General features: G+C 40.0%; 12 protein-coding genes and 1 pseudogene. 9 read left to right on the forward strand and 4 right to left on the reverse strand.

Annotated elements, in window-relative coordinates; genetic code table 11:
* The 4 genes from SHEWPOL2_RS20280 to SHEWPOL2_RS20300 all read left to right on the forward strand — a co-directional run.
* On the forward strand, positions 1 to 659 hold a 659-nt coding region (locus SHEWPOL2_RS20280; protein WP_037431109.1), incomplete at its 5' end, for a transposase.
* A gap of 349 nt (positions 660 to 1,008) precedes the next feature.
* Complete coding sequence (locus SHEWPOL2_RS20285; RefSeq protein ID WP_037431111.1) at positions 1,009 to 1,473, forward strand: hypothetical protein; 465 nt, start codon at positions 1,009 to 1,011, stop codon at positions 1,471 to 1,473.
* 991 nt (positions 1,474 to 2,464) lie between these two features.
* On the forward strand, positions 2,465 to 2,968 hold the full coding sequence (locus SHEWPOL2_RS20295) for a lecithin retinol acyltransferase family protein (protein ID WP_037431114.1): 504 nt from the start codon (positions 2,465 to 2,467) through the stop codon (positions 2,966 to 2,968).
* A gap of 98 nt (positions 2,969 to 3,066) precedes the next feature.
* Positions 3,067 to 4,095, forward strand: coding sequence for an HNH endonuclease (locus SHEWPOL2_RS20300; RefSeq protein WP_204366698.1), 1,029 nt, complete (start codon positions 3,067 to 3,069; stop codon positions 4,093 to 4,095).
* Positions 4,096 to 4,749: 654 nt separating this feature from the next.
* Here the strand turns inward: SHEWPOL2_RS20300 and SHEWPOL2_RS23105 are convergent.
* Positions 4,750 to 4,942 (reverse strand): annotated as a pseudogene (locus SHEWPOL2_RS23105) (transposase); the annotation flags it as partial.
* A gap of 154 nt (positions 4,943 to 5,096) precedes the next feature.
* On the opposite strand from SHEWPOL2_RS23105, the gene SHEWPOL2_RS20305 reads away from it, so the two are divergent.
* The 5 genes from SHEWPOL2_RS20305 to SHEWPOL2_RS20320 all read left to right on the forward strand — a co-directional run bounded on the left by SHEWPOL2_RS20305 (position 5,097) and on the right by SHEWPOL2_RS20320 (position 9,037).
* Positions 5,097 to 6,116, forward strand: coding sequence for a hypothetical protein (locus SHEWPOL2_RS20305; protein WP_037431116.1), 1,020 nt, complete (start codon positions 5,097 to 5,099; stop codon positions 6,114 to 6,116).
* A 123-nt stretch (positions 6,117 to 6,239) separates the two neighbouring features.
* On the forward strand, positions 6,240 to 6,455 hold the full coding sequence (locus tag SHEWPOL2_RS20310) for an AlpA family phage regulatory protein (RefSeq protein ID WP_037431118.1): 216 nt from the start codon (positions 6,240 to 6,242) through the stop codon (positions 6,453 to 6,455).
* 18 nt (positions 6,456 to 6,473) lie between these two features.
* Complete coding sequence (locus SHEWPOL2_RS23375) at positions 6,474 to 7,010, forward strand: DUF3987 domain-containing protein (RefSeq protein ID WP_050991416.1); 537 nt, start codon at positions 6,474 to 6,476, stop codon at positions 7,008 to 7,010.
* Positions 6,917 to 7,993, forward strand: a complete 1,077-nt coding sequence (locus SHEWPOL2_RS22315) for a DUF3987 domain-containing protein (protein WP_157173882.1) — start codon at positions 6,917 to 6,919, stop codon at positions 7,991 to 7,993. Before SHEWPOL2_RS23375 ends, SHEWPOL2_RS22315 begins: the two co-directional genes overlap by 94 nt.
* Positions 7,994 to 8,341: 348 nt before the next feature.
* Entirely contained in the window at positions 8,342 to 9,037 is a 696-nt protein-coding gene (locus SHEWPOL2_RS20320) for an inovirus Gp2 family protein (protein WP_050991418.1), read from the forward strand.
* 141 nt (positions 9,038 to 9,178) lie between these two features.
* Here the strand turns inward: SHEWPOL2_RS20320 and SHEWPOL2_RS20325 are convergent, their stop codons facing one another.
* The 3 genes from SHEWPOL2_RS20325 to SHEWPOL2_RS20335 all read right to left on the reverse strand — a co-directional run bounded on the left by SHEWPOL2_RS20325 (position 9,179) and on the right by SHEWPOL2_RS20335 (position 11,125).
* Positions 9,179 to 9,463, reverse strand: a complete 285-nt coding sequence (locus tag SHEWPOL2_RS20325) for a CopG family ribbon-helix-helix protein (RefSeq protein WP_037431121.1) — start codon at positions 9,461 to 9,463, stop codon at positions 9,179 to 9,181.
* Positions 9,464 to 9,748: 285 nt separating this feature from the next.
* Positions 9,749 to 10,471: a lecithin retinol acyltransferase family protein gene (locus tag SHEWPOL2_RS20330; protein ID WP_037431124.1), complete on the reverse strand. Its 723-nt coding sequence runs from the start codon at positions 10,469 to 10,471 to the stop codon at positions 9,749 to 9,751.
* Between the two features lie 87 nt (positions 10,472 to 10,558).
* Positions 10,559 to 11,125: a site-specific integrase gene (locus tag SHEWPOL2_RS20335; RefSeq protein WP_037431127.1), complete on the reverse strand. Its 567-nt coding sequence runs from the start codon at positions 11,123 to 11,125 to the stop codon at positions 10,559 to 10,561.
* Between the last annotated feature and the right edge of the window lie 70 nt (positions 11,126 to 11,195).

The following is an 11,195-nucleotide window of genomic DNA, read 5'->3' on the forward strand; positions in this document are numbered from 1 at the left end:
ATATTCACTTGCATTGCTTAATCCCGGGTGGTGTGCTGACGTCAACAGGGGATTGGCATGGCGTGAAAACGGATTATCTGTTTCCGGTGAAAGCCTTGTCCACCGTGTATCGGGCCAAGTTATTACGGGCGCTGCGACAACATGAACTGGCTATCCCTGCGGCTGAAACCTTAATGGCAAAACCGTGGTGTGTTTACAGCAAAGCGTGTCTGAGCCGCGCCGAAACCGTGGTGGAATACCTTGGGCGTTATACCCGTAAAGGCATGCTGCATGAATCAAGAATTGCAGAAGTGACCGCAGACCATGTCAGTTTTCACTACAAAGATTATCGTGACGGTCAGCATCAGCAGCATAAGCAAATGCGGTTAAGCTGTGATGAGTTTATCCGCCGTTACTTATTGCATGTATTGCCCAAAGGGTTAATGCGAGTCAGGCACTTTGGCTTTTTAGCCAATGCTTGCCGCCGCAAAAAGCTGGCGCTCATCCAGCGGCAACTACGTAAGCCGCAGGTGGTATTGGTGAGTCCTTTAGTTAATAAGGACTGTTTGTGGTCATGCCCGCGATGCCAGTTAGGTCATTTGCAGTTTATTGGGCTGTTAAGGCCGCAAGGATTAGTGATGATTAACAGCCAAGGTCAGCCAGTACGCCTGTCAGGATAACCACGCCCTCAAGACGTAGCGTAATGACCGACAGCGAAAAGCAGCCAGCCTTATGGGATTAAGCCGATGAGGGGATAGGGTGTGAGTGTCAGCCTGAATCTGGAGCCCAAATACTGTCAACCAAGGTCAAAAATCAGTCGAAAGTGAGCGTGAAAGAATGAGAAAGCTAAAACGATATCAAGTGATTACCCATCAAACTGTATAAAAAACCGCTACCGCAAAAAAGCAAATTCCTATAGCATCATTCATACCCATTTACACGGATGTGGCAGCGGCCAAGTCCAACAAGCGATTTATGCCCTGCAAACAGCGCAGCGCATAAATACTAAGACGTTATAAGCACTTAGATATGGCACGAAGAAAACAACTTAAGGGAGTTGCTGGAAATATAGTCCAGTGGTGCCTGAGCAGAAACTTTGATTATCAAGGGTACTGGGCTGTCGGTCAGCTATATGCATACGCCCAAGAAAATGGCACCAATGAGTGTGTAATAAATCTTGTAAACGAGCATGTGCCAAATGAAGTCACGGGTGTAAAGTTTTCAGAAGCTATCAAGTTATTGTCGTGCATTTTACAGCGTGACCTGGAATCACTAAAGATACCCTATTGGTGGGTAAAGGATGCAAAGGTAATCTTTACCTTTAATACTGATTATAAAAAAAAGTATCACCTTTGGGCATCTGGTCTTGGTGGGAAACCAGCAATGTGTTTGGTAGAAATTACTACTGACCTGGGTAAAACATATACCAAAGAAGGTGGTTGCAATGTTTGGGTTCACAACCCAGAGAAAGAGAGTCGTCGATATGGCTTCTAACAAAGCCAAACACTCGGACAAATCACTCGCTGCGCACCTAATTTTCCGGTGTTGGCGGCGTTATGCATTTTGAGGTAATCACATAGTGATTCGGGCAATTAAAAGTCAGTTAAACTTACAACCTCAGTTCTACGCTGAATCAGCGAGAGTTGGCGGTTTCGGTTGCATACTTGGTGGAGTACTAGCGTTTTACCTTTTCCAATATATTTCATCGTTCTTTGGTATAGCCACTGATGTCCCTATCCGGCAATATGATCAAACGATAGTTGTTTTTATGTTCGCAAGCTGCCTCTTAACGCTTATTCTCTGTTTGTACATATTTTGTGTTTTATCGGCTTTCATTTACTACGGAATTAAGTACCAAAATGGACTTATTAGTAAAGACGAGTTTATAAATATCTCTTTTAAAGGTGTTTACCCAAAGCGCTGGCAGAAAGGCTATTGAAAAATGCATAACAAACTCCATCAAAACGCCGCTTTGCGGCTCGACTCGCAACAAATTGCTTGCGTTTGTGGCGGGCGTTATCTCCATAGATATTTTTATCTAAAACAGACTCGTTAGAGTTAAGGTTTTAACTCGAAAATATCCCAAAGTGAGCTTGTGAGTCAGTCTCTCAATAGACTGACTCACACATAAAGCTCAGCTATCTCGTATTTATTGTGCGCTGACATGCTTCTGCACACCTAAGCTAGTTAGAAGTCAGATATGAGTCAAAATCTGAATTTTTATGCAGTTTGATGTGCATAAGTGAAGATTGTAGACATAATCTAGCAATTCGCTTCGAAAACAGCTAAAAATTGCGCGTAAACACGCGATTTTTGCATGTTAATAGATATTAAAATGCAAATGATTTTCGAGAGTCACATACTTGTGTCGTTAATTACTTCTGTGACATTGCAAGTTAGTGTTGCATGAGGCTAACTGCTATCTAGTATAATTAGTGGCGATTCATTGATACTTAGAAGCTACACGAATAAGGAGCTACAAGTAGTGTTTGGATTTTTCGGTCAAGGATTATTAGAAAATCTGGTGGCGAGTTTTGTTGATAATGTCTTCAGAGATACTGTGTATCCAATAAAAGGAAGTATTGTTTACTGTGAATTGGCCTTTGGTTATGCAGAACACTCCGGTATTTATGTTGGGAATAATAGAATCGTTCATCTTGATGGCTCTGGCGATATTGAAATTGTTTCACCAAAGAAATTTATCAATAGATTAGGTGGTTTTAATTCAGCTATAAGTATTTATGTTTCTTGTGACGGAGAATCTCCTGTAGGTAGCAATAAGATCGCTGAAAGAGCTATTGATAAAGTCGGGAGCTGTAGGGATTACAATGTCATTTTAGACAATTGCCATCAGTTTACTTCAGGGTGCATATCAGGAAATTTTGAAAATTCAGAAAGCTTTCTGTGGATGCTAAAACATACGGCAAAATCAGAAATCAATGCAAACACATGGAGGGTTTGGCATAGAGTAGATGGGGAATATATCTAATTAAGTATATTTAGTGGTTTTGGTGAATATTGTAGCATCAGGTAAAACTGGCCAAAGCTTATCGTCTTCGTCAGTGATATTGATAGGTTCGTTGATGAATGGAACTGCCCAGAGAAAAATTTCATAAACCCAGAACTAGAAGTTACCGCAAAGAGCTATGGAATAAGTGCTATGAATTCAGTTGGTTGATAGCAAAGAAATGCGCACCAACACATGGTGGTTTTCAAAGTGTCGTTCCAGATCAAGTCCGAGGTGATTGGGATTGGCCCAAATGGGTTGATAATGATGTTAAGGCTGTCAATGAGATGGCTTCAGAGGTCTTTTCATTGCATCAAGGTTTTATAAAGTCAATGCGCGAGGCACTTAAAGTGCTAACAAGCGCGTCAATTAGGGCGTTATGTGTCATAAAAATGGAGAGTGTCGTGACGTTTGAAGATTGGATGAGGCTGCGTGGTTTATCTGAGTCCTCTGTAAAGAAATACGAGGGTGCAGTTAGCGGGGCATTGTCAGAATGGGCCATTGATGGCGGGATCATGGATGGCCCACTCACTTCAATCTTGAGCTATAGCCGCTTTGAATCTATCGCAATTGCTCTGCGGGAACTTCAGATATATCAAGAGCGAAATGATCGCGGCCACAATATGTACAACAGCGCTCTGAACAAGTATGCAGAATACTTACAGGAGGGCTTTGATTCTGACATCGACGCTGATGTTGAAGCAATTTTGTTCCAAGACTGCGTTAGCGACACAGAGAAAGCCGCATTGCTTAAAACCCGAATTGGGCAAGGCAGTTTCCGGCAGAAACTGATTTCGTTATGGGGTGGTTGTGCTGTTACGGGGTATAAGGATGCCTCGATGTTAGTGGCATCACATATCAAGCCTTGGCATGCCTCAACAAATATTGAAAGGCTTGATGGCTACAACGGTCTGCTGCTGTTGCCGACACTTGATAAAGCGTTTGACTCTGGCCTTATCTCTTTCGCCGAATCTGGAAGCATTTTAATTTCACCTTTGCTTCAAGAGCCTGAAGGATTAGGTATAACCAAATCTATGTCGGTTAATCTGAAACCTGAGCATCAGGTATACATGGAATTTCATCGTGATTCAGTATTTCGCAGCACATAACAAGGTCAGCCAGAGGGACAAACAAACCGCTGCTGGCAGCGTTATGTCCATAGAAATTTTAATCCGAAACTGACAAGTTAGAGCAGAGGAGCTATCACGCTTTTTGTCCCAAAGTGAGCTTATGAGTCAGTCTCTCATAGACTGATTCACACATAAAGCTTAGCTATCTCGTTTTCGTTGTGTGCTGATGTGCTTCTGCCCTCTAGGCGAGTTAGAAGTCAGATATGAGACAGAATTTGAATTTTTATGCAGAATTGAGTGCATAAGTGAAGTCTATCGATATAATTTAGCTTTTGGCTTTGAAAACAGCTTAAATCTGCTCGAAAACACACCGTTTCTGCATGTTAAGATTTATTAAAATGCGGGAGTGACTTGGACCTTGATAGATATGTTACTTACTCCTGTTCTGACTGTACCTAAAGTTTGGTACAGCGATGCTAAAAAGGAGGTGCGTCCATCACATCAAAGCCACCTAAATTAGCTATGAATGAGAGCATAACTTTTCTTATTAGGTGGCCAAATTCACTATGCCACTACATGATGTCTAGTGAAGTAGTGGCGAACTGCACGTAAACAAGCGATTTCTGCATGTTAATGACTAAACATGCAGGTCTGAACTCGTGACTTAGTGGTTGCTAACAATCGCTTTCATGGGATCATCAGTGCAGTGGTCATGATTAAGTCGTAAACTCTCGAGGGCGACCTTTCTTGGGCGGCTCGACCTTGGCTTTCCACTTAGCAATTGCATCCTCATCTTCATTAACCCATAAGGTAAGCGAACTTTGGTTGATTAAAGTTTGATTTAATTATATTTCCAGTTATTTATAGCGAAGAAGTGGCGATTCAGCAGAAGTTGATTTGGGAAACCTATCAGAGCCGCTGCTACAGTTTTAGTTTACCGATTTAGAAAAAAGCCTTTATTTGTTAAAAATCATTACCATATTGCATGCTATTTCTGCTATTAGTAGCAGAAATAGCATGCAATGTTGAAGGTGAGCTCTATGAGGGTTGTAGTCAAATTATCGTCTCTAAAATTGCGCGAAGGCAGAGAATCGGTCATTAGTCATTTAGTTAATAATGATAAGCCAATATTTTTTATTGTTCCGGCTAATAAGAATGTATGGCATGTATTACTTAATTACCAGGATATATTTAATTACATACCGAAACGTATTAAACAAAATAACTTTTTTTACAAAAAAGTTAATGATAAAAATGAAATATCTACTCTAAAACTAGTGAAAGGTGTATGCTATGGTTTTTTAAAAAGAAGCCAAATTATTACATTGGTAAACTCTAAAACGATACCAATTAATGAAGTAAATGTTGTAATGGCTTATGACGAAAATGGTGAGTTTAATTTCGCAACAGAAATGGTTCTGACGTCAGAGGTCAATAATTTTAAAGAGTTTAGCTTACCTTATATAGAATCGGTTGAACATGGTAAAATGCTATTTACTGACAAGTCAGTTAATTCCTACAATAAATACAGTGATATAGAAAACAATAGCGTTCACATTGACGTCGACTTTGATTCACTATATGTATTTGAGTCAGATATTGAAAGTTATATAGTTAATGATTTAAACGCTATCCCTGATGATAGCCCCTATTTCATACCTATAGAACTGCGTCAATTGACGGAACTTGATCAACTTGCCGTGTTGGGTTACCAATTGTTTGCGAATAATTGTAAATCAACGATGAAATCTAAAGATTTAGCTGCAAAAATTGAGCGAACATTAGGTTACTCGGGCAAAAAAGCCGATGTTGCGGCATACTTTCTAAGCCCTAGTCCTAAAGGGAAAAGGATTACTGCAGAGCCACTTAATAATATTAATCCAAATTGTAAATTCCCCTTTTTAGTCAAAGCGTTAAATACATATGGTGTTAATAGTGCCACTGGTGCTATCGCCAAGGTGAATCAATCGATTCAAGCTTTTTTTAGTGACCTAGGTTTCTCTGAGGACAATGTAAAATATGCAGAAATTATGATAAGAATAAAAAAGCAGGGTGATTAAAAATTATGTAAAATCAAATTGTTAAGCTTGTTTGGGGAGTGATTCCTATCCCCATTCTCCCTTTTCCTCTATCTTTAAAAAACCTATAGTCACCTTCGAAACTTACATGCTAAGGAGGCGATTATGCTTGACAGTAATCCGAGTTATTCAATCGTTAGGCTTGCTAGTGTTATTAAGTTAACTGGACTATCACGGTCTACTATATACGACAAACAAAATCCGAAATCTCCTCGATATGACCATACGTTTCCCAAAAAAGTATCACTTGGGCCTAGGGCTGTTGGTTGGTATTTTGGCGAGATAGAATCATGGCTTAAATCAGTCAGAACTCAAAAGTAATGTATAAGGAGACTTTATATGAAACGCATTGTCCCACGGATGAAAAATTTAGAGTTTGACGCGCCAATTAACCAAGATTGTTTCAACGGTAAGTTTCCTTCATCTGATGGTATTTGTCCTGATGTAGGAGCGGAAAATATTTTGGGGAGAGCGATAAAAGAATGCTCGTTAATTACTCAGGCATCAAATTCTTTAATCATTACTGCTGGTCTAGCTGCTGTGGCAACAGCTCTACAGGGACATATTAATGTTGAATTACCCACAGGTAAAATTTGTCCTGTCTCTCTTAATTTATTAACTTGCGCGGATTCAGGTGAACGCAAATCTACTGTGGAAAAATTATTAAATAAAGGTGTTAAAAATTTCCAACTTAAACATGAGGAATCTTATCGTGAAAATTTAAAAAAATATGAGATTTTGAAAGAAATTCATGATATTAAAACTAAAAAATTAAAAAAAAGTTGTGTAGAGGACCAGATAGCGGAGTTGATGAAGGATTACATGAGTTACTCGAGCACGAAAAGCAAAAACCTGAAATACCAAAATCATTCATAATTATTTATGAGGATAGTACTATAGAGGCACTTATGTCTGGACTCAAATATGACTCGCCCAATGCATATCTTGGGTCAAGTGAGGGGGGTGTGTTAATCAATATGCTTTCAGAGTCAACTACGCCGTATCTCAATTCTATCTGGAGTGGTGATGACGTCTATGTGGCAAGAAAAACCACTGATTCCTACACACTTTGTGATGTTAGGCTGACAACACACATCATGATCCAGCCTCAAACTTTTATGCGATTCATGCACAAATCTCAGAGTGCAGTAAGAGTCAATGGCTTTCTATCACGATTTTTAGTCTGTTTTCCTACGCCAGTTAGTGGTTACCGGCAGGCGAGTGGAATTAAGTTTACAGAGGAATTTATAACAATCTTTCATGAAAAAATTGAGGACTTTCTAAACAATATACCTCTAAGCCGTCATTTGGTTGAGTTTTCTGATGAAGCAAAGGATATTTGGTTAAAAATGTATAATGATATTGAATTTAAAATGGCTCCTGGTGGGATTTATGAAAATGCTAAAGATCATGCCTCTAAATTAGCAGAAAATATAGCAAGAGTTGCAGCATTGATTCATTATTTTGAACATTCTTTAGATTCTAAAATCTCAGTCGATGCATTATGTTTGTCAATTAAATTGATGAGTTATTATTCATTTAATTTTATGCTCCATTTTTGTCCGCCACCTTTAAATGTTGTATTAAGTAATGATTTGCTATTTTGGCTGGATATATTTAAGAAAAAAGGTGGTAGGTATGTAAAGAAGAATACTGTTCTACAGTATGGACCAATTAGGTTAAGAAAAAGCGCTTCTTTAAATATGGCTGTGGATGAATTGGTTTCAAAGGGGATAATTTCAGTGTTTGATTGTTATAAAACAAAAATTATAGACTTATGGCCTTTGTTGGATTTTAATCAGAATATGTTATTAAGTAACCTTGCATCTCAAAAAATAAAAGGTATTTCATTGTTTTAATAAATTTTATTTAATATAAATTCAGAGTTAACTTTTAAATTATTATTGTGTTTTATGTTGATTTTTTTGACTTGGTTTAGCTTTTTTAAGTACAAGTCTAGGTGTTTGGTGGTGAGTTTTTTCTAGGTTTATTCTAGGGTATTAATTATATTATATTTAAATTATCTAAACTGTTTATTTAGTTGGTTTGCAACTTGATAAGATGTATCAAATTTGTGAATAACTGTTTTAGGTTTGGGCTGATATCTTGTCGAGTATAAACTAATTTTTTGTTGATTGTCTTTTACTTTTCATTTTGCTAAGACAGTGTTTTTAATTAATATTTTATATGGTTGTATTTGGGGTTTTATGTTTAAAAACAGAAATTTAAATATATTGCTTTGTAATGAGTATTGTGGATTACCTATCTTAAGATTTAAAGATGGAGTATACGAGCAATATCTGGATAAAAATTATAGAGTTATCAATCAGTCATTAATCATGTACTCAAAGGTTTTCGCTGTAAGGGTTGACTTGAGACTTTCAGATGAATATGAGTCATATGATAATCGTGCAGTTACTCGATTTATCGAATCATTGAAAGCACAAGTTAAGGCTGATTATATTGCAAAAACTAAACATTCAGACGGGTTTGTACATAAAAGCGATGTACTTTACATCTGGGTGCAAGAAACTGGAGAACATAATAAACCACACTACCATCTTTGTTTGCTTTTTAATGGTAATGCCTACAGAAGTTTAGGTAAGTTTGAACTTGGTAGAACTAATATGTATAACCGAATCGTTAAAGCTTGGGCGAGTGCATTAGCTATAAAAACAATTAATGCGCAAGGTTTAGTTCATATTCCAAAGCATTCTTGTTATTTTTTGGATAAAACTTTGCCTTTTACTAAAACTTTTGAATTACGAGTCTTATTTATACGCTTAAGTTATTTTGCTAAAGTGGATAGTAAACACTATGGTGATAGACGACATCATTATGGTTGTAGTCGGACGCCAGACATCAAATGGAGGCCATTCATAATTCTGAATTTGTTTTGTTAGCAATATACGAGTGAATTTTTCCCATTTTGTAAATGATATTAGTAATGAGGGCGTTGACCGGTTATGCCATTGTGATAATTTTACTGCGAACAAATTCATCTAAGCGTTCTAAATCACGTAATGCAGTGAGGGCAGTGAAGACTATTTGTGGCATGTAGGGGCTGTCTTTTCATTTTCTCTTCCCCAGGACTCCAGCCAATTAACCACTTCGTCACCGGTGACATGCAAGCCTGATGTCGGGTGTTCTTCCCATGCGCGTAACGCTTCTTGCTGCAAAGCTTCGCGTTTCTCTTCTCTCTCAACGTATTCACGGATCGCTTCACGCATCATCCAGTGTGATGAACGTTTACGGGTTTCCGCTAAATGCTCGACTCTGGCTTTAATATCGGCATCTAATTTTACCGACACGGGTTTGATTGTGCTCATCTGTGACTCCAAAAGTAATGCTAAGTACTACTAGGTAATACCTTAGCATAACGTGGTACAAAAAATATTGTTTACACGGTTTACTTGTTTGCTCGAGCAACGCCATAAAGCTCAAGGATGATAGAAGATAGTTTGTATCGCTTAACTGGGCACTAATGTTACGCCGTCATCACGCTAATCTTCAACGTAATCGCAATAAGGATAAAAACGATAGCGGCGACATGCCGCTTCGTTTATAGGGTTTGGCTAATGGCTGACTTAGCACTCAATACCGTCGCAGAAGCATTATGACCTTAACCAATGCCATGCATCGGCTATCAGCTCAGCACCGGCTTTTACACCATTGATGCCCACTTCTGCTGTCGTCAACACGGTGTTTAAGCCAGTTTCTATACTGCCGGTGACGAGTTTGATCCCCGCACCGGTCATCTCTCCTTGGCGTAAGCAAGTATAAGTTTCACCTAGAGTTTGGCTGGTGCCTTTTAGTAGGCATTCGGCAGGTTTAGCGACAAGATCTCCAGGCGTGCCTAGCAGAGTGTTAACGTTATCGGGTAGCCCTAGGTATTCGCCGGTCATTTTGATGGCGGTAGAGGCTAACACGACGTTTGCGACAGTCCCCGTGGCTAGCTTTGAAGCACTGCTCCCCAGTAAGCCTGCTCTGGCAGAGCCTTGCAGCGCAATGTGGGTAAGATTACTGACTTGATTAGAGGTGCTGCTCCCTTCTAAGCATTCATTGACGAAGTGCTCGCAATTGTTGGTAGCTACGCCGTATGGACTGTGACCCAGCTGACTGCGTGCAAGTTCAATGGCCTGATGGGGAAACATGCTGGACTTCTTTACTCTAACGCTATGGCCACCAGCAAATTGCTGCAGATCGATTTCTTCGATGATGCCCTGTTTAGATAAGTGGATCACATGGCCATGACCCACATACAGGCCATGGTGTTCGGTTAAGCCAAGCGGATCGATATTGGTGACCAGATGATCACCTGGATGAAATGTATACATGGTATAGACTCCAAGAAAAACAACGCAGATACCCTTAGGTCGCATCTGCTAATGGGTTGAATCGGGTGAAATAGACGTGTGATTGACTCAGATTTCCAGCTCGACAAAGTCCTTATCTATTTGCTGTTGAGTGATGCCGATATAACGCAGGGTGACCGCTTCCGATTGATGCCGCAGCATGCGCATCACCCGACCAAGGTCTTTGCAGGCTTGATATAGGTGATAGCCGCGGGTTTTACGCATCGAGTGGGTGCCCAGGGCTAACTTGATATCATCACCGACAAAGGCAAACGCTTTGGCGACTGCACGCCGTGTCAGTGGTTTCGCGGGGGCCTGCCGGTCTTTGGCTTGGCTCGAGCGGTGGGATTGGAACAGGTAGATATGCTCAGGGTGACGCTGGTGGATCGCCTCAATCAATGCCAGCGTCTTCGGGTTGAGTTTGATGCTGGCGCGTTTACCGGTCTTCTGCTCAATGATAGTTAAGCGGTCGCCGTTGATATCGCTGAACTTGATGGCCAGTAAGTCAGAGATCCTAAGGGCCAGATTAAGACCGATATTCCAGACATCGGCCATCTGCTGACCAAAGTGACGTTCGAGCAGGTAACTGATAAGCTTGATGGTGTCGCGGTTCTTCACTGCTTCGACTTCGTTCATGCTGGGTTCCCTCAATTGGCTATGCCATGAATGTGGGCACCAGCACATCGCAAACCCGCATCGGGCCTGG

The sequence above is a fragment of the Shewanella sp. POL2 genome (genome assembly GCF_000282755.1).
Taxonomy (GTDB): Bacteria; Pseudomonadota; Gammaproteobacteria; order Enterobacterales; family Shewanellaceae; genus Shewanella; species Shewanella xiamenensis.

Coding starts and splice junctions, on each gene's coding strand:
- SHEWPOL2_RS20285 (WP_037431111.1), top strand. CDS start 1,009: ATGGCACGAAGAAAACAACTTAAGGGAGTTGCTGGAAATATAGTCCAG.
- SHEWPOL2_RS23375 (WP_050991416.1), top strand. CDS start 6,474: ATGAAACGCATTGTCCCACGGATGAAAAATTTAGAGTTTGACGCGCCA.
- SHEWPOL2_RS20325 (WP_037431121.1), bottom strand. CDS start 9,463: ATGAGCACAATCAAACCCGTGTCGGTAAAATTAGATGCCGATATTAAA.
- SHEWPOL2_RS20330 (WP_037431124.1), bottom strand. CDS start 10,471: ATGTATACATTTCATCCAGGTGATCATCTGGTCACCAATATCGATCCG.
- SHEWPOL2_RS20300 (WP_204366698.1), top strand. CDS start 3,067: ATGGAACTGCCCAGAGAAAAATTTCATAAACCCAGAACTAGAAGTTAC.
- SHEWPOL2_RS20305 (WP_037431116.1), top strand. CDS start 5,097: ATGAGGGTTGTAGTCAAATTATCGTCTCTAAAATTGCGCGAAGGCAGA.
- SHEWPOL2_RS20335 (WP_037431127.1), bottom strand. CDS start 11,125: ATGAACGAAGTCGAAGCAGTGAAGAACCGCGACACCATCAAGCTTATC.
- SHEWPOL2_RS20320 (WP_050991418.1), top strand. CDS start 8,342: ATGTTTAAAAACAGAAATTTAAATATATTGCTTTGTAATGAGTATTGT.
- SHEWPOL2_RS20310 (WP_037431118.1), top strand. CDS start 6,240: ATGCTTGACAGTAATCCGAGTTATTCAATCGTTAGGCTTGCTAGTGTT.